This is a genomic window from Dorea chungnamensis (genome assembly GCF_039832125.1).
Lineage (GTDB): Bacteria > Bacillota > Clostridia > Lachnospirales > Lachnospiraceae > JAFBIX01.
In genome coordinates, this window is record NZ_JBDOHT010000004.1 from 199431 (window position 1) to 218166 (window position 18736).

At 41.1% G+C, this 18736-nt stretch carries 14 protein-coding genes; 2 read left to right on the forward strand and 12 right to left on the reverse strand.

What is annotated here, in order from left to right; all coding sequences use genetic code 11:
* Positions 1–5 precede the first annotated feature (5 nt).
* A complete protein-coding gene (locus ABE613_RS05470; RefSeq protein ID WP_347375876.1) occupies positions 6–971 on the reverse strand; it encodes an aldo/keto reductase in 966 nt (321 codons plus the stop codon).
* On the reverse strand, positions 968–2938 hold the full coding sequence (locus tag ABE613_RS05475; protein WP_347375877.1) for a glycoside hydrolase family 127 protein: 1971 nt from the start codon (positions 2936–2938) through the stop codon (positions 968–970). The genes ABE613_RS05470 and ABE613_RS05475 overlap by 4 nt, the downstream gene beginning before the upstream one ends.
* 75 nt (positions 2939–3013) lie before the next feature.
* Here ABE613_RS05475 and ABE613_RS05480 point away from each other — a divergent pair, with 75 nt between their 5' ends.
* Positions 3014–3694, forward strand: a complete 681-nt coding sequence (locus ABE613_RS05480) for a YesL family protein (protein WP_235233096.1) — start codon at positions 3014–3016, stop codon at positions 3692–3694.
* Here ABE613_RS05480 and yicI read toward each other — a convergent pair.
* The 6 genes from yicI to ABE613_RS05510 form a co-directional block, all read right to left on the reverse strand.
* Positions 3691–6048: an alpha-xylosidase gene (yicI, locus tag ABE613_RS05485; RefSeq protein ID WP_347375878.1), complete on the reverse strand. Its 2358-nt coding sequence runs from the start codon at positions 6046–6048 to the stop codon at positions 3691–3693. The genes ABE613_RS05480 and yicI overlap by 4 nt on opposite strands.
* Before the next feature lie 124 nt (positions 6049–6172).
* Complete coding sequence (locus tag ABE613_RS05490) at positions 6173–7453, reverse strand: ABC transporter substrate-binding protein (protein ID WP_347375879.1); 1281 nt, start codon at positions 7451–7453, stop codon at positions 6173–6175.
* A gap of 22 nt (positions 7454–7475) precedes the next feature.
* A complete protein-coding gene (locus ABE613_RS05495) occupies positions 7476–8315 on the reverse strand; it encodes a carbohydrate ABC transporter permease (RefSeq protein WP_235233093.1) in 840 nt (279 codons plus the stop codon).
* Entirely contained in the window at positions 8315–9193 is an 879-nt protein-coding gene (locus ABE613_RS05500) for a carbohydrate ABC transporter permease (protein WP_347375880.1), read from the reverse strand. The genes ABE613_RS05495 and ABE613_RS05500 overlap by 1 nt, the downstream gene beginning before the upstream one ends.
* A gap of 236 nt (positions 9194–9429) precedes the next feature.
* Complete coding sequence (locus tag ABE613_RS05505) at positions 9430–11535, reverse strand: glycoside hydrolase family 36 protein (protein ID WP_347375881.1); 2106 nt, start codon at positions 11533–11535, stop codon at positions 9430–9432.
* On the reverse strand, positions 11522–12568 hold the full coding sequence (locus ABE613_RS05510; protein WP_347375882.1) for a LacI family DNA-binding transcriptional regulator: 1047 nt from the start codon (positions 12566–12568) through the stop codon (positions 11522–11524). The genes ABE613_RS05505 and ABE613_RS05510 overlap by 14 nt, the downstream gene beginning before the upstream one ends.
* Before the next feature lie 324 nt (positions 12569–12892).
* On the opposite strand from ABE613_RS05510, the gene ABE613_RS05515 reads away from it, so the two are divergent.
* Positions 12893–13807, forward strand: a complete 915-nt coding sequence (locus tag ABE613_RS05515) for an AraC family transcriptional regulator (protein ID WP_347375883.1) — start codon at positions 12893–12895, stop codon at positions 13805–13807.
* A gap of 75 nt (positions 13808–13882) precedes the next feature.
* Here ABE613_RS05515 and ABE613_RS05520 read toward each other — a convergent pair whose 3' ends face one another.
* The 4 genes from ABE613_RS05520 to ABE613_RS05535 all read right to left on the reverse strand — a co-directional run bounded on the left by ABE613_RS05520 (position 13883) and on the right by ABE613_RS05535 (position 18667).
* Positions 13883–14617 carry an ABC transporter ATP-binding protein gene (locus ABE613_RS05520; protein ID WP_347375884.1) on the reverse strand — a complete coding sequence of 245 codons (735 nt, stop codon included), beginning with the start codon at positions 14615–14617 and terminating at the stop codon, positions 13883–13885.
* Between the two features lie 6 nt (positions 14618–14623).
* Complete coding sequence (locus tag ABE613_RS05525; protein ID WP_347375885.1) at positions 14624–16873, reverse strand: ABC transporter permease; 2250 nt, start codon at positions 16871–16873, stop codon at positions 14624–14626.
* The gene (locus ABE613_RS05530; RefSeq protein WP_347375886.1) at positions 16848–17951 is read right to left on the reverse strand and encodes an MFS transporter; all 1104 of its coding nucleotides are present in this window, start codon (positions 17949–17951) and stop codon (positions 16848–16850) included. The genes ABE613_RS05525 and ABE613_RS05530 overlap by 26 nt, the downstream gene beginning before the upstream one ends.
* Before the next feature lie 89 nt (positions 17952–18040).
* The gene (locus tag ABE613_RS05535) at positions 18041–18667 is read right to left on the reverse strand and encodes a TetR/AcrR family transcriptional regulator (RefSeq protein WP_235233083.1); all 627 of its coding nucleotides are present in this window, start codon (positions 18665–18667) and stop codon (positions 18041–18043) included.
* Positions 18668–18736 lie beyond the last annotated feature (69 nt).

Below are 18736 nucleotides of genomic sequence, written 5' to 3' on the forward strand. Positions count from 1 at the left end.
TCCTCCTACAGACTATATTTTTCTATCACATCTTTTTCTAGCTGCAAACTGCTTGCAACAACAAAATCATCCAATTGCTCTGGCCGGGAGACAGCTGCCACCGGCAACGTCTGGAACGGCTGATTCGTAAGCCATGCAATGGAAAGAGCATATAATGATACCCCTGTCTCTTTCCGTAATTTGCACAATGTCTGATACATCTCCAGATTATCCTGGTTCATATAGGCCCTTTTCATATCTTCCGCCATCTTCAACTTTCGGTCTAGTTTATCAAAAAAGCCATGGGCACTGGAAGAAAATGGAATAATCGGCATCTTGCTGCGCTTATGCCATTGATAATAATCTGAATCCATCAACACAAGTGACGGATCCTGATTCATATTTCCTCCCGGATTCACTCTAGCCATACTCCACTGGTTTGACACAGCAGTAAATCCCTGGAGCCCCTTTTCTTCTGCATATGATACAGCCTGCTCAATTCGATATTGCTTATAATTTGAAGCACCATAATATTGAATCTTCCCCTCTTTTACAAGCGTTTCCATAATATCGACGATCTCTGTAATATCTACAGATTCATCATCTCTGTGAAGCCAGTAAAAATCAATATGATCAACTCCCAATGTCTGAAGACTTTCCTCCAGATCTGCACGAATTGTCTCTTCTCTTACTCTGGAGATTTCCGGTGCTTTAAAATCGTAATGACCTCCCTTGGTAGCGATGACAATCTTATTATAAGCCTTTCGATCCCGCAGCCAACTCCCAAGATACTGTTCACTGCAATTACCAAGTTCTTCAATCCATTTACAATATACATTGGCAGAATCAATAAAATTGCCACCTGCCGCAACATAAGTATCAAGAACCTCATAAGCCTGCTCTTTCGTCAATTTCTCACCAAAATTAGCTGTTCCGAGGCAGACATTACTGAGCTCCAGATCTGTTCCTTTTAAAATTAATTTCTTCATCATCTTCCTACCCTCATCCATACCTGCATCTCTCCATCACTACGATTATTCCACAGGAAATACGGCACAGCAGTTATCGTGATCTCTTCTCTTTCTTCATGATATACATGATAAAGGGATTCTTCATCTGTCTGAGATTGTTCACGCCATCCCCTTCCTTCGAGAATCAAGCTCTTTCCTCCCAGAGTTCCTTCTGTTACCTTCCAATCACTCTTGGCATCTACTAAGATCTGGTTCAGATATTTCCCATTATCTGCTTCTTCCAGACAATATACTACTGGTCCACATACTAACGCGGCACGGCCGCCATTATAATGAATCTTACGATTAGCCTGCACCAGTTTCGGCTCCATTTTAAGTTCCAGGGTAATCTGATGATTACCTTTCCAGTTTCTTTTTATTTGTACATAACCATTTTTTTCTGCACAGATATCCTGGCAGACACCATCCACACAGATACTATACTTGTCTTCACTCCACGTTGGAATACGCAATGCGACTGTCATCGGCTCTTCAGTATCCGCATTGATTTCAAGTACCACTTTCCCACTCCACGGATAATCCGTTGTCTGTCTGATGCGCAACGTATTACCGGTCAATTGAATCTCCGACTCATTTCCTATATATAAATGGACATAAGCAGTATCTTCATCTGCAGTGTAAATATACTGCCACAGACTCGCTATTGTACGAGCAATATTCGGAGGGCAGCATGCACAGGAAAACCATTTCTGGCGAACCGGCTTCACATGATTACGCTCTGTATTGCCAAGACAAGTCTCTGGGACAACTTCCAATGGATTTACATAGAAAAATCTGTTTCCTTCATAATTCATACCACCAAGAATTGTATTATAAAGTGCCTGCTCCATCACATCTCCATATGTTCTGTCCACTTCATTTTTCAGCATCTTCTGTGCAAAAAACACTAGTCCAATGGACGCGCACGTCTCCGAATAATTCGTATCATTCGGAAGATCATATGCCACCGTGAATGCTTCTCCGGAATGAGTTGCGCCGATTCCTCCAGTAATATACAACTGTTTTTTTACAATGTTATTCCATATATTTTTACAGGCATCAAAAAGCTCTTTTTCCTTTGTTCTGGATGCAATATCAGCCATCGCGGTATACATATAGACACCTCGCACCGCATGTCCGACCGCTTCCTTCTGCTTACGCACCGGCAGATGGAACTGATTATAATAACTATAAGGGAACTGATTGTACCAGCGATTTGGCTCCTCTACCTTGGCCTGTGTCCATTGGCAGACATGATCACGCTTCTCAAATTCTTCCTCAAAAAACTGATTCGTACCTCTGGTGTCAATAAAATACTGTGCCAGTTCAAAATACTTCTCATTGCCAGTTACATCATATAACTTTAACAAAGCAATCTCTATCTCCTGATGTCCCGGATAACCGTGCAGCTTTCCTTCTTCTTTTCCAAACATCTCATAGAGATAATCCGCAAGTTTTACCGCCACATCAAACACCTTTTTCTTGCCGGTCGCAAGATAATAGGAAACAGCTCCTTCGATAAAATGTCCTGCACAGTATAACTCATGACACTCCAATATATTGGTCCATTTTTTCTCCGGTGCTTCAATCAGAAAGTAGGTGTCAAGATATCCGCTTTCATCCTGTGCTCTTGCAATAATATCAATCACACTGTCCGCCTGTGCTTCCAGTTTTTCATCCCTGGAAAGCATTAATATATTACCAACAGCTTCCAGCCATTTTGATACATCGCTGTCCTGAAATACTTCGCCATAAAAATGTCCCTCTATATCCCCGGCAGCAATACGGAAATTGTCGATTGCATGACTCGGTTCCGCATCCTCAATACGGTCATTTAATATCTCCCACTGATAGGGAATGACTTTATCTCTCACCAAATCTATATAATAACTCCAAAATGAGTCTTTGATTTCACATTCATCTTTCTTGAGCAAACGATATTCGCCCATCTCTAAAACCCCCTTCTTGCTTGCATTTCACACTATCTTTTAGTATAATACCTCTCATACAAAGGAGGTATTTTTATGAGTATTTTTAATATGGACGGCCCGGTATTCCGTTTCTTAAATAAGATGGCAGATCTTTGCATATTAAATCTGATATTCTTACTCTGCTGTCTCCCGATTATCACAATCGGTGCTTCTGTAACTGCATTGTATTCTGTAACACTTAAAATGTCCCGTGATCAGGAAGGATATATTGCACGCAGCTTTTTCAAAGCTTTTAAAGCTAATTTTAAACAGGCAACTTCTATCTGGATACCGTCTCTTCTTCTGTTATTTATCATGCTTGCAGATATACGTATCTACAGTTCTTCAAATGCGGGAAAATACCAGCCACTTTTGATCGGAGCATATTTGATATTTACATTAATTGCTTTTATGCTTTCCTTCGCCTTTCCTGTTCTGGCAAAATTTAAGAACACAACTGGTAATATCATTAAGAATGCCTTTTTAATGGGAGTCGGAAGCTTTCAGTGGACACTTTGTATCTTGGTCATCCTGATCGTTCCAACCGTTCTGACACTGATGATTCCAGCAAGTCTCAGTTTTATCTATATGCTCTGGCTGTTATTTGGTTTTGCTCTGATTACATTATGCACATCCTACATTTTTGATTATAAGATCTTTCCGAAGTATATAAGAGAAGAGCCTTCCGAGTCTTCCGAAGAAGACTCGGATTCTCCTGATATGACAGAGAATTAAAGCTCAATTACTACTTCTTTACTTTCCGGTGTTAATACGATACCTTTTTCTGTGGTCTCTGCTTTTGCACCGGAAATATTTTTTGCTTCTTTTACATTGACAAGAAGATATGTCATACCTTCTGTGATCTCAGATACAGTAACTGTAATCTTATTTCCAGTTCTAGAAGCCTTCGCTGTTAAAACAATATTTCCCTTCAGATCCGTGATCTCACAGTCAGCTTCACATCCATCTTTCAATGCATAGAGTTGCAACTGTACATCCTTTGTATAATCATAGTCCGGACGGTCTTCCTCTGCACCCATGGCAAGGAGTGTATTCTCTCTTACGTATACCGGCAGTGAGAAGTAATCGTATGTATCATTCTGCCATGTGCCGCCTTCTCTTGTCTCTCCAGATAACAGATGTGTCCATGTTCCCTTTGGAAGGTAATAGTCAACATTGCCATCTTCACGGAAGATTGGTGCAACAAGAATACTGTCACCAAGCATATACTGCATATCCAGATATCTGACTGCCGGATCATTATCGAATTCCAGAACCATCGGTCTCATAGATGGTACACCAGTCTCATGTGAGTTTACTGCAATACGATAAATATATGGCATCAGCCTTGCTTTCAGTTTTGTAAATGCACGGCATACATCAACGGATTCTTCATCAAACAACCATGGTACTCTATAACTCTTTGATCCATGTAATCTGCTGTGTGTAGATAACAGACCGAACTGCAGCCAACGTTTATATACATCAGGAGTTGCTGTCATCTCAAATCCACCCATGTCGTGGCTCCAGAATGAGAATCCGGATAGTACGAAGGAAAGTCCTCCACGAAGGCTTTCTGCCATAGATGGATAGGTTGCTGAGCAGTCGCCACCCCAGTGAATCGGGAACTGCTGTCCGCCAACAGTAGCACTTCTTGCGAAAAGAACTGCCTCGCCTTCTCCACGCTCCTGCTCCAGAAGCTTGAATACACATCTGTTGTAAAGATTCGTATAATAGTTATGCATGCTCTTCGGATCTGAACCGTCAAAGTACTTCACATCAATTGGAATTCTTTCACCAAAATCAGTCTTGAAGCAGTCAACTCCCATATCCAGCAATGTCTTCAATTTTCCAGTATACCATGCAACTGCATCAGGATTAGTGAAGTCTACAATACCCATTCCCGGCTGCCAGTTATCAATCTGCTTAATACCTTTTCCGTCAGCTCTCTGCACCAGATATCCCTTTTCCATTCCTTCACGGAAGAATGCGGTTCCCTGTGCAATATATGGATTAATCCATACACAGATCTTAAGTCCTTTCTTCTTATAGCGGTCAAGCATACCCTTTACATCCGGGAAGGTTCTTTCATCCCACTCAAAATCACACCAGTGGAATTCCTTCATCCAGAAACAATCAAAGTGGAATACACGAAGCGGAATATCACGCTCTGCCATTCCATTGATGAAAGAACTTGTGGTTTCTTCATCATAATTTGTGGTAAATGATGTTGTAAGCCACAGGCCAAAAGACCAGGCCGGTGGAAGTGCTGGCTTACCTGTAAGATCTGTATAAGTCTCCAGTACATTCTTCATGGTCTTTCCATAGATAATATGATAACGGATTTCTTCTCCCTCTACAGAAAATCCGACATTTTCAACTTTTTCACTTGCAATCTCGAAAGAAACATTGTCACTGTGATCTACATATACCCCATAATTTTTGCTTGTCACATAGAAAGGAACGTTTTTATAAGAAATCTGTGAAGAAGTTCCTCCGTCTTCATTCCAGCAATCTACAACCTGCCCATTCTTAACAAAAGCTGTAAAGCGCTCGCCAAGACCATATACACATTCTCCTGCATCAAGAGAAAGCTCTGTCATCATATATGGTTTATAATCAGCTGCCATATAATTGTCTTCTGGAAATTTTGTCAATGTCTTTCTGTCATACTGCATATATCCAAGGTTACGGAAACCAATACTTGTCAGTACCTTTCCATCTGCCTCAAATGTTACTTTAAAATCTTCACGGTTAACCCTTACTGCCACATTTCCTGCTGTCATTACCGCTTCTTTTTCATTAATCTCTACTTCTGTATCCTGATAATCTTCAAATAGTTCATAACGTGGCTCTTTTTTATCATATCCTTCATAATGATAACTTCTCACGCTGACAATATCTTTTCTGATAGACGTAAATTCTGTTGTAATCGTAGATACATCCAATGCCCCTGCACGATCAGTAATCACTCTTGTCGGAGCTACAACTTTCATACCATGTGGTATTTTTTCTACAATAAACGCCTGTGCGGCATGTATTGCATTTGCTCTTTCATTTTTCTCCCAATAACCTTCTGTAAATTTCATATTAGGCCTCCTAAATAAACTATTTTGTTTAGAAACAAAGTTCCCTATAGTATAAAAAAACAGGGGAAAGCAAAGCTTTCCCCCCTAAAGCAAATTTGATAATTTATTTAATTATTGCTTTTGATTAGTTTCCAGAGCCGTCGATTTCAACCCATTTTTCTTCGATTGTCTTCATCGTCTCTTCTCTTGTAGCCTGTCCGCCTACATATGCCTGCATAGCTTCACCAAATGCAGTATGGAAGCTGTCTGTTGAGTAGATAACTCCAAGTGGAGCACTTCCTTTTTCTTCTACAGATGCATTACCCTGATTGATTACAGCATAATCAGATTCACCATCTACTTCGATTGGAGGAACAACGCCTGCAACGTCTGTGAACCAAGCTTTGCCATAATCAGATGTATACCACCAGTTGATGAAATCAAGAACTGCATCTAAGTTCTCAGAATCTTTGCTGATACGAAGAGCCTGGTCAGAACCTGTGATAACCTGGCAGTCTGCCGGATCATCAGATACTGGATAACCAGAGAATCCAATGTTGATATCTGGATTAATCTGTTTCACATCTTCTTCAACCCATGCGCCCTGTCCAATCATGATAGCAGCTTCGCCGTTTGCAAATGCAGCCTCTTCTGCACTCAGGTCAGATTCCAGAGGTTTAGCATCTCCGTTTTCTGTAACAAGATCAATAAAGTCAAAGTAGTTCTCAGCAATAATTGGATAATCTTCTAATTTTGCTTCACCATTTTCCATAGCTTCTACAAATGCTGGATAGTCTTCAACAGCAGCGCCTGCAAAGTGCTGGAAGATATGTTTGAATACCCACCACTCAGCATAACCATCTGTAAATGCTGTGATTCCTGCATCATTTAACTTAGCTACACAGTCTTCCAGTTCGGAAACTGTTTCTGGCATCTTCTCAACTCCTGCTTCTTCAAGAAGATCCATGTTGTAAAGTAATCCAAAGTAGTTACCTTTGATTGCGATACCATATACGCCTTCGCCGTTAGCATCTTTCATAGTATCTGCTACAGCTGGAAGCATTGAATCCATCAATGGCTGATCAGACAGATCATAAGAGTACTCTTTGTAAACTTCGATTTCTTTTCCTGATGTTGAAGAAAAGATATCCGGTGTATCACCAGAGTTTAATTTTGCCTTTAACAGTGTCGGGTAATCATTCTGAGTTGTCTCATAGTTGATTGTAACATCTGGCTCAACCGTCTTATACTCTTCAATCAGAGTATTGATAGCGTCAGCATACTCTGGCTGAGAAATGAACATGTAGATCTCTCCTGAGCTTCCGCCTTCGTCACTGCTGTCAGCTTCTTTTTTGCCGCCACAGCCTGCTAACATTGTAGCAACCATAGCAACACACAATAATGCGCTTACAAGTTTCTTTTTCATAATTTTCTCTCCTTTTCTTTTTTTATCCTTTAACAGCACCCGCAACAACACCTTCTACAATATACTTCTGCAGGAATATAAAGATAATGATAGAAGGTAATATTGTAAGTACCATCGCAGCCATCGCATAATGCCACTGTGTATTAAACTGTCCTACGAATGTATAAGCAGCCAATACAAGAGTCTTAGTCTCATTAGAGCTGTTAACCATCAATAATGGTAACAGGAAGTCATTCCAAATCCACATAACATCCAGTACAATTACTGTAAATGTTACTGACTTCAGCAATGGAAAGATAATAGAACGGAATGTTCTGAATGTTCCGGCACCATCAATAAATGCACTTTCATCGATCTCTTTTGGGATCGTTGCCATAAAGTTACTGTAAATAAATGCAGCCATCGGAATACCAAATCCCCAGTACTGAATACCAAGACCAACTCTGCTGTTAGAAAGATGAATTACATTCATAACCTTCAGCAATGTGATCATGATTGTCTGGAATGGAATCAACATAGGTGTTGTGATTAACAATGAAGCAACTGCTGTGTATTTATTCTTTCTTCTGTTTAAAATATAAGCGGCTGAAGAAGCAAATATAATAATACCAACAATACCAATCACTGTGATCATAACGTTGTTAAAGAACAACTTACCATACTGCATCTTATCAATAACGTATGAATAGTTCGCCCATTCAATCTTACTTGGTAACGCAATTACGTCTGATACGACTTCGCCAAATGGTTTTACAGAGTTAATAAACATAAGGAAAACAGGATAAATGTAGCAAACTGCTGCAACCGCCATAAGAATTGTAAGGAGGATTAATTTTAATTTCTTTTTCTGTGATAAACTCATTATAAATCAACCTCCCTGCTTTTCATAATCTTCATAGCCAGCTGTGTAATTACCAGTACTATCACAAAGAATACCAGTGATTTTGCAGAACCCAGACCATAATTGTTATTCTGGAATGCTTCACGATAAATATCAAGTGTAGCACTGTATGTGGATCCGCCAGGACCACCTTTTGTCAATGCCAGGATAATATCAAATACCTTTAACGCATTTGTCAGTGACATAAATACACATGTTGTGATAGAAGGTCCAAGCAATGGAAGTGTTACTTTAAAGAATCTCTTCCATGATGTTGCGCCGTCTACTGTTGCTGCTTCAAGTACATCTGTAGGTACTGCCTGAAGACCTGCAATATAGAGTACAATATAGAATCCTAATGATTGCCATACACCAACCATTACTATTGCCACGAAAGCCAGATTACTTTCTCCCAGCCAGCTCCAATTGAGGAATCCCCATCCCGTCATTTCGAATAATACTTCGAATCCCTGGGAAAAGATGAATTTCCAAATGAAACCAACGATGATCATACTCATTATGTAAGGTACAAAGAACATACCTCTCATGAGGTTTGCAAATCTGATTTTCTGTACAAGAGCTACTGCAATCGCAAGTGCAAGTACATTAGAGAAAATCATAAAAAGTATCGTATACTTTCCTGTAAAGATCAGACTCTTTATAAATTCCGAAGAGCCGCTGAGAACCTTCTTAAAGTTATCGAGTCCGATAAATACTGGTTCCTTTGCTATACCATTCCATTCTGTCAATGAATAATAACCACTCATTACAAATGGAATGTAGATAGTAATCGTAACCAGAATAATTGCCGGAATTGTGTACAGGACACTCTCCCAGAACTGTTTCTTTTTACGTCCCATTCTAACGTATTCCTCCTCTCTTTGTTTCCTTTGTAACTCTATATCCAATTATACGAGTCAAGCCTTGGTGTGTCAATAGGTTTTTTAGCAAACCTAACTAAGATTTCGCTTTTTCAGCCTCATTTTATATTCCTTTTGTATACAAAAATATTTATTTTTTTATTATTTTTTTACAAAAAAAGGCACTATTTCGAAGCATTTCGACCCGAAATAGTGTCACTTTTCACGAAATTTTATCAACTTTTCAGTTCAAAAACTCTTGCCGAAGGAACCGCCGGAAGCATCACTGTCAAGATGCCTGTCTGTGCATTCCAATGATAATCGCAATCGCTTTTCATCGGATATGCGCATCTAACTTCCACTTCTCTTCCTTTCAAATGAGCAATAGGAAGCTCCAGATATGATCCGCCGCCTCTGCGCCACACAGACAGATATGTAGCTCTCTCTCCCTTCAGTCCCAGGCTTACCCAGTCATCTGCAAAAGATGAGAAGCCAGTTGGCCAGAATGGAACTGAACATTTAATATCTGAACGGATCTCCTTATAATAATCAAGTCCTTCTTTAACTAAAGCCTTGCGTTCCGGTGCAATATCCACCATATGACCACTCTGATGCACACGCATCAGCATGGCATTGACCATATTGAAGACAGTCTCTTCTTCGTCGCCTTCTATTCTGGGATAAGACCATATCGCAGATTGTTCCATGGTAACACCAAGCGGGGAATTAGCCGCAATCGTTGCATAATTCAGGTATCCTTCCTGATCACTGGTAGACTGAATACTATGCCTCTGAAGCATCGCATAATCCATACGCAGTCCACCGCTGGAACAATTTTCAATAATCAATTGCGGATATTTTTCAAAAATTCCATCCAACCACTGGAGATATGCTCTTTCATGACCAAGCAGTCCATCTCCGACGCTATCCGCATCTATCTCGGTTCCCAGTCCGGGCTCAATATTGTAATCCATCTTAATATAACCAACACCATAGTCATTGACCAGACGATCTATCACTTGCGTTGCATGTTCTCTGACAGCCGGATGTCTGAAATCCAGCTGATATCTGCTTCTATCATATACTCTTTTTCCATGTCTGTGGAAAAAGCAGTCTTCCGGCATATCTTTTACTTTTGGACAATGGATTCCCATAACCTCAAGTTCCAACCAGAGTCCGGGAATCATTGATTTTGATCGAATATAATCAATAACCTCTTTGATGCCATTCGGGAAACGCTTGTCAGACGGGAGCCACTCTCCCACCTCATCCCACCAGTATCCATCTGCATACCAGCCTGCATCAATACAATAATATTCACAACCGATTTCCGCTGCTGCATCAATCAAAGGAATCTCTTTTTCCGTTGTTGGTTCCGCCCACAGACAATTCATATAATCATTAAAGATAACAGCAAGCTTCTCATTATCTTCATTCTCTCTTCTGATTCGACGGCGATATCTCGTAAGTTCCTCTGCCATCTCTTCATTTCCGCCAAGGACTGCTCCAACAGCGGCCGGTACAGATTCAAACTTTTCGCCCGGTTTCAAACACTTGAACCAGTGAGACTGATTTTCTGTTGGGCCGGACAACTGAAGATACAGATGATTCGTCTGATCACTGATCTCCCAATGCCAGGAACCATTCTGTTCAATCTGCCAGAACAGTCTGCTTCCAGTCTCCTCATTGGATACACATCCCATAGGAAGATATTCCTTTGCAGACCAGTTTCCAGTATTCGACACACCAAATGCTTTTGATGAACGAAGTGCCAGATCCGGTTGGGACTGCTCAATACCAAGCTGTGGCAATGTGTATTCCTTCCATTGCACTTCTCTCTGCCAGGAATTATGGATCACTGCTACTTTCATCTTCAGATCTCTCGGCAAAATTCCTTCTTTTTCAAGTCCATTTAGATTAAAAGAAGTCACATATTCCAGAATCTGTTCATCTGTTCCTCGATTTTCAACAACGCTATAACATCTCACCATAGCAATGCCATCGTAGAATTGAAAATGGCTTGTCACATAGATACCTGTCTCTTCATCACATGTAACAAATTCCAGCTTACGCCCGAATATGTTACGTTCATCCTTGTGTGAAACGTATTTCATACGATATCCCGGTGCTGTCACCGTATACTTAGAGCCATGTCTTTCTTCTGGACGGTCAAGTCCTGCAAGTTCTATCTCAACAAGCCGGAATCCCGTCTTCTCATAGTCATCTCTGATAAGCTCTTCCTGAAATGGAAGCTGTGAAAAATGGAGAAACTTTACTTCGTTCTGATCCGTTATCTCAAACACCATATTCAGTCCATTCTCACTAATGTTAATTCTCTGCATTCATCTTATCCTTTCCATTAATATAAACGCTGTCTCTCTCTATCAGGCAGGTATTAACCTTAATTTCTTTTTCTTCAATTATCTTTCCCTCAAGCAATGAAAGCATGACTTCTGCTGCGATCTCAGCTTTCCTTACACTGTCAATTTTAACAGTGGTTAGCTTAGGTACACTAAGTCTTGCAAACACATCATCGTCACATCCGACAATCGAAATATCTTCTGGAATCCGAATATTCTTTCTATTAAAATATCCCATTGCCTCTGCCGCATTAAAATCTGTGGAAAAGAAAAGTGCTGCATGATGCCCAACATACTTTTCTAATTCCTGGTATGTCGCAATCCTTTCTTCACAAGTCGTTCCCAGCATTACCTCTTCCAGTTCTGCCGTCTCACCAAGAGCTGATTTATATGCTTTCAATGCACCTTGATAGCGCCGGTAATCCGCACCTTTTTTTGCATTGGCGATATAAATAATCTTTCGGATATTTTGCTCCAACAAGTATTCAACAACTTTTTCTCCGCATACCTCATCTGTAGAAGTAATATTATAGCATCCTGTTGTGTAAGGGGTATCTACATCCATATCAATTGATACTACCGGTTTTCCTGTGATTTCTTTAATCTCCTGGTAATATTTGGGGGGCAGGGATATGGAAACCACTCCATCAACGTTCCATCCAAGAATCATTCTCATAACTTCTTGCATATTCTTCGAAGAGCATATCATAATATAATAGCCTTTCTCTCTGAACGCACTTTCCAGTGTACCAATAACAGTTCCGTAAAATGGTCTTTCATAGGGTGACCTCTCCACGAATTCAGGAGTACTGATCAATACTCCTATCATCTTAGACTTTCGGTTTGTCAAAGCATTCAGGCCAAATCTTGGCACATAATTTTTTTCCTCCAAAAGATCCTGAATCTTCTTGATCATTTCCGGTGAAACTTTTTTTGTTCTGCCGTGCAACACATTTGAGACCGTTGTTGCACTGACACCTGCTTCTTCTGCTATTTCCTTAATTGTAATCATCATTCTCTCTCCCCGACAAAAAACTACATTAATTATAGTACAAAAAATACTTCTTGGAAACATTTCTTGCAAACATTTTCATCAGTCGAGAAATATATCATCATGCACAGCAAACCAAAATACAAAGAGTTACGGGACGTTTTTTTATAAATGGAGTTACTGTTTGCTGCACCACTGCAGAAAACTGCTTTGGCATCTGACAAGTTCAGTATACTCTCACGGCATCTGAGCGCAAATGTAATATGGTGATATATTTTTGTACAATAGCGACTTTAAACTTGAGAGTTCTCCCACGATATGTTATAAACAATATAAGGGGGGAAAGACATGAATACATTTTTTTCTTTAAAAACCGACATTCTTCCACACGTTACTTATCTTGGGCAAACAGTTACACCTGATAACTGGAAGCATTTTCATCGAACAAATTCAGAATATATTCTGTATATTATTGCATCAGGGGAAATGTATCTAAAAGAAAATGGAACTGAATATCCATTAAAGCAAGGAGATATTCTGCTTCTCGAACCCGGCTGCAAACATGCAGGATATAAATTCGCAGGAAGCACTTATTACTTCGTACATTTCAATCCGTCAACTTTCGTAAAGCATGAAAATGTACCAAAAGAGGATATACAAAACATCATCAAGACATCACTGTACCGTAATTACAATGAGTCCTCAATCTCCGAAGCCCACTATAACGATACGTCCATTATGATCCCTAAATACATGCATATAGAGAATTCGCAGGTATTTTCTCAAATTGTACAACAGGTGATAACTGCCATTCAAAAAGAACAGACTCGTCATATGTATTACAAATCACTTTCTTCCGGGCACATTGTGGAGATGCTGACTCTGTATTCCAGCACATGGATGTTCAACGCATATGGTCATTCACAGTCCAGTATCAGCACTTCTATGTATGACAAAATCAATGAACTGCTGGATTATCTGCATTCTTCCTACAACACCAAAATCACCAGCAGCTCTATTGAACAGCTTCTCTCTGTTAATTTTGATTATCTGAACCGCATCTTTAAGAAACAGACCGGAACTACCATATTCGCCTATCTGAATCAGCACAGACTGGAGCATGCAATGCAGCTGCTTCTGACAACAACTTTGTCGCTGAGTGAAATTGCAGAATTAACCGGCTTCTCAGATGAATATTACTTTAACCGGTTCTTCAAGAAGCGTGTCGGGATTACTCCTGCAAAATATAGAAAGGCGGGATAGTCCCTATTCCTGCTTGATCATACAGGATTCATCAACTTCAATCATTTATTGAAAATGTATAGAAGGAAGCGAAGACTACCACCCCATACCGGCAAGCCATGTTCCAACTCTGTCTTCTCTTTCCTTCCCAGAAAGCATCTCTGCAAGTACCAGTTCCCCCTGGATCCTTCCGTCCAACAGATAGAGAATCCTGCCGCACCTTGCTGCAACCTTGCTGTCATGGGTCACCATAAGAATCGTCATACCTTCCCGGTTCAGTCTACAGAACTCTCCCATAACCTCCTGACTTGCACTCTGGTTTAATGCCCCGGTAGGTTCGTCTGCATACAAGATCTTCGGTTGATTCATGAGGCTTCGACAGATACATGCTCTCTGAAGCTGTCCGCCGGATACCTCATGGATCCTGCGGTCTGCAAGCTCACAGATTCCCATTTTTTCCAGCAGCAGTTTTGCTCTCTTCTCTGCTTCCTTTTCAGAGTGTTTTCCTCTCCGGAGACGAGTTGCCGGCAGCATGATATTATCGATCAGATTCAGATTCTTTAACATATTCATCTGCTGAAAGACAAAACCCATTTTCTCCAGGCGAAGTTGTGCCCTTTCATCCTCAGATAGCAAGCCTATCTGTGTTCCGTCAAGCCACACTTCCCCACTATCAAAGCTGTCCATCCCGGATACCTGATAAAGCAAGGTTGATTTTCCAGATCCTGATGGCCCCATGATTGCTACCATTTCTCCATCTTTTATCGTAAAATCTACATCCTTTAGAATTCCATTTTTGCATAAGCCCTTTACAGTTAATATTTCTGGCATGATTCTCTACTCCTTTCCAACACAACACTCATAAGCCTTGATATATTTCACCTCTGACAATCCAATTAAGATCGCACACAGAACTGCAGCCACTGTAAAGCCAGGAATGCATCCACAGACAATCCAAGGGTCAATCTGAAAATGAAATCCTGTCGCTCCCAGAGACTTTAACAATATGCCGGCCACATATTCACCCAGCAGATTCCCGAACAGAACCCCTGCCACAATTCCAATGAACACCACCGGTATATAATGAATGACATAAGATGTTCGGATTACCCTGGCAGCAATTCCAATCGCTTTTTGTAAAGAAATATCATAGCGGTCTCTTGCTATGAAAAGTCGGGTAAATAATATTACCACCACAACAATCACAAGAATTGCCATCAGTATTGCCACCCTTGCTGCCATGCGCACTTCCCGGATCGTCTGTCCATAAGTATCTTCCACATATTCCTGGATATCCACGGTCTGTGCACTAATACCCTGAGCCGATGCAATATCCGTATATTCCAGGATCCAGGATTCCTTCTCTACTTGATCTTCCAATGACACATAACAGATGCCCCACATCAGTTCTCCCTCTTTTGGAAGAACGGCCACCTTCGCTGTCTTTCCCCCATTGGTGATATCCGAATAGATGCCACAGATCCGATATTCCCATTTATCATCTTCCACAGACAAAGCAAGCATGTCTCCTACAGACATTCCCAATTCCTCTGCGCAAAGATAAGATAATGCAATCTCCCCTTTTTTCCGTGGTGCTGCCCCTTCTGCATAAGTCACCGGGAATATCGTATGATCTCCCTGTTCCACATTCAGACTCTCGGAAGATCCATCTGGCAAAGTGATCCGGTAAGAGCTTGTCTTTAGAGTGACAAATCGTTTCACCCTCTCATCTTCAGATAAGATTCTCTCTATTTGCTCTGTTTTTCCGGCAATATCGTCTGTCTGTCGTATATCCATACGGATATCTGCATCTCCGATTCCCATATAAGTTACAAAAGCAGAAGAAGAAATGGTACTTAGCAGATTCTGAGGCAATATCATCAGAAATACTCCTAATCCAATCACCAGTACTACGATCAGATTTTGTCCGATCTTTCGCCTTTCCTGCTGTCCGATCAAAGCTTCCACAGCAGATAATCTTTCTATATGTTTTAAAGTTCTTCTGATTGAAAAGAGAATGATTCCTTCTGTCAATAGTATCCCTGTAGAAGCAACCAAAAGTGGAATAACTGTATGTTGGGATGGCCCGTATAACTCTTGCATATGAGACGATACCACCTTTTCTGTCAGAGCTGCAAAAGCCAGCCCCGTCACAGCTCCCAGTCCTGATAAGCCAAGAAATTTTATAAAATAAATCCGTCGGATATCTCTTTTCGAAATTCCAATTGCCTTCAACATTCCAATCTCTTTTCGGTCTTTCTCCAACTGTGTAAGCAGTGTAAAACGAATACAAAGAACAGCAATCAAGACTAGCACAACACTGGCAAGAAGTATGACCAGAATCATCAGTCCATCCGAAAGTGCATTCATCATAAGGATCAAAGGTCTTGTAATTGCCGGACCGTTTGCCGGTAATTCTGCATCCGTATATTCTGTTGCAAAGACTCCCACATCTGCTCCATCTTCCAAAAGAAATTCAATCAGATATTCTTCACTTCCTTTTTTCTGTAATCGCATATAATCCACTTCACTCACAAGAAAACGTTTCGAAGATGCCATCTTAGAATTCATCTGTGAATCTCTGAGAAAACCTACAATCTCAAAAGAAGTATCTCCAATCTCCACTCTGTCACCCGTGTGAAGATCATATTCTTGGCGATAACAGACCGGAACATAGATCTCGCCGTCAGAGGCTTCCATCACCTGGTTCTCAAGATCCAGCAGAAAATCAAACTTTTCGCTCTGTACACATACACCATTATCCTGTGTACTGTCACTCAAAGACTGGCCGTTTAAAAAAATAGTTCCGTTTTCCAGATTTAGAAAGCGTAACACCTGAAACGCATGGACATCCGGATTCGTTTCTGCAAACCGGATCAGCTCTTCTTCCGAAATCTCTCCTGTATGCATCTGAAGAAAATCCGGTGTCTGCGCCTCTTCCATGAGTGTATTTACAGAACCCAGCAGGGTGACAGATAAAAAGCAGGTTAGTCCGAACAAGAACGCACTGACAGCCATAAAGACCCATGTCGTAACAGAAAGTAATCGATTTCCCATAATATCATTCCATATCATTCTTTTTCTCATAACACATTCCTCCTTCTGCCTGCATACCGGCATCTTCCAGCAGACGTACATCCCTGACCGGATATATGGCTAATGCCAGAATACTAAGCATCACCCCCGATATCATAATAACGGCTGCTGCTCCTCGTCCTACACCAATGTTCATCTGCTCTCCAATTCCATCCGCAAGGATCCCGGCCATTCCAAAAATCACCATTGCAGTCCCTGCAATTACCAGAGACGCGGACAATACTTTTACATATTCTCTTCTAATCCCACGTATTCCCAGAAACAGACTGGAAACTAGCATACCGCTGGCACAGACAGTCTCTCCAACTCCTAATGTTGCACTGTCTGCAAAATCCAGAATTAAGGGTTCTGCCAGAATCTGAAAAGCACCCATAAAACAAGTCATGACAGAAGCCACAAAAATCAAGATCAGAACACCTCTTTTCTCTGCAACTGCTTTCCATCCTATTTTAAGCTCCTCAAAAAACGGAGCCCGATTCTCTATAACTGTTCTTTCGATTGCCCTGCGTACCACTCCAGTACAAATCACCGTCAAAAAGAACGTACAGATATCAATCATTAATAAAATCCGAATGTCCGATACTGCCAGAAGTGCACCGGCAAGAATTGGGAAGATGAGGTATCGTGCACTCCCGGCAAGCCCTACAAGTCCGCTGGCTCTGGAATATTCTCCGGCATCCAGAAGATCTGTGATTGTTGCCCTGTAAGAAGGTTCCAAAAGTGATGAAAAGATTGAACTTATTGCTACTCCGATACAGATTTCCGTAAGACTTGCTCCGCCTCTTTGTATGCAGAAGAAGATATACAAAATTCCAAACGCAGAACATCCGTCACCTATCATCATAAGAAGTCTCCTATCGTACCGGTCCGCCAGCACACCGGCAGGTACACTTAAAATCAATGTCGGCAGAAAGGCATGCAAGGTAACAATCGCCATCGACGCTGCACTTTTCGTCTGTTGAAATACATAGACTCCCAGGCCGAAACTGGTAAGCCCTCCCCCGATAGATGACACCAATTCTCCTGCCCACAATAATAAGAATCGCTTAAAATTACTTTTCTTTTCCATTTGAAATTCCTTTCTTTATTTCCCTTTACAGACCGACAGTCTGTCTATATAGATTTAAAAAAGAAGGAGAACTCACATAATATGCTCTCCTAAAAAACTTTCCTTATGGTATCTTGAAGGCTTCCTTCTTCCATTCCCATCAGGCGTTCCATATTATATATAAAACCATCAATCTTCTGCTCTCTTTTCTCCTGACTTAAGCCTTCCATGTTAAGCTCATCAAATGCGGTATTGGCGTAAATCAGGGTCATCTCTACGACCTCTCCGGGATAATCTGTATGACAGATTCCCTGACGCACACCCTCTTCAACCAGTTCAGTAAACAAAGGGGTAATCCCGTCCAGAAGCTGCTGCTGCATCTTCTGATGCATAAGTGCATTCTGCGGACGATGCACCTGTTCCATTACTTCATGACCAATCTCCGATTCCACATTCAATGCCAATATTGCCTTCGTCAGCCGTTCCAAAACAGGCAGCTCTGTGTCTCGGATCACCTTTCCCGCATCTGACATCAGACGATTGGATATCCGCTCAATGACACCGTCCAGGATCTCTTCTTTTGATTTAAAATGATAATAAAGCGTACCTCTGGCAATGCCCACTGCCTCCAGAATATCATTCGTACTGGTATGGTCAAATCCTTTGGTACCAAACAGCTTTTCAGCTGCGTCCAGAATCTCTTCTTTTCTTTCCTCTGCTTCCTTCACTATCCGCATATGACTTCTTCTCTCCTACAGCCTAAGAACCGACTATCTGTCGGTTCTTAGTATACACAGGAAAACTGG

Bases quoted from the DNA above. Each gene is read 5' to 3' on its own strand.
- ABE613_RS05495 (WP_235233093.1), bottom strand. From the start codon at position 8,315: ATGAGTTTATCACAGAAAAAGAAATTAAAATTAATCCTCCTTACAATT.
- ABE613_RS05470 (WP_347375876.1), bottom strand. From the start codon at position 971: ATGATGAAGAAATTAATTTTAAAAGGAACAGATCTGGAGCTCAGTAAT.
- ABE613_RS05510 (WP_347375882.1), bottom strand. From the start codon at position 12,568: ATGATGATTACAATTAAGGAAATAGCAGAAGAAGCAGGTGTCAGTGCA.
- ABE613_RS05515 (WP_347375883.1), top strand. From the start codon at position 12,893: ATGAATACATTTTTTTCTTTAAAAACCGACATTCTTCCACACGTTACT.
- ABE613_RS05525 (WP_347375885.1), bottom strand. From the start codon at position 16,873: ATGAGAAAAAGAATGATATGGAATGATATTATGGGAAATCGATTACTT.
- ABE613_RS05520 (WP_347375884.1), bottom strand. From the start codon at position 14,617: ATGCCAGAAATATTAACTGTAAAGGGCTTATGCAAAAATGGAATTCTA.
- ABE613_RS05475 (WP_347375877.1), bottom strand. From the start codon at position 2,938: ATGGGCGAATATCGTTTGCTCAAGAAAGATGAATGTGAAATCAAAGAC.
- ABE613_RS05500 (WP_347375880.1), bottom strand. From the start codon at position 9,193: ATGGGACGTAAAAAGAAACAGTTCTGGGAGAGTGTCCTGTACACAATT.
- yicI (WP_347375878.1), bottom strand. From the start codon at position 6,048: ATGAAATTTACAGAAGGTTATTGGGAGAAAAATGAAAGAGCAAATGCA.
- ABE613_RS05505 (WP_347375881.1), bottom strand. From the start codon at position 11,535: ATGCAGAGAATTAACATTAGTGAGAATGGACTGAATATGGTGTTTGAG.
- ABE613_RS05535 (WP_235233083.1), bottom strand. From the start codon at position 18,667: ATGCGGATAGTGAAGGAAGCAGAGGAAAGAAAAGAAGAGATTCTGGAC.
- ABE613_RS05490 (WP_347375879.1), bottom strand. From the start codon at position 7,453: ATGAAAAAGAAACTTGTAAGCGCATTATTGTGTGTTGCTATGGTTGCT.
- ABE613_RS05480 (WP_235233096.1), top strand. From the start codon at position 3,014: ATGAGTATTTTTAATATGGACGGCCCGGTATTCCGTTTCTTAAATAAG.
- ABE613_RS05530 (WP_347375886.1), bottom strand. From the start codon at position 17,951: ATGGAAAAGAAAAGTAATTTTAAGCGATTCTTATTATTGTGGGCAGGA.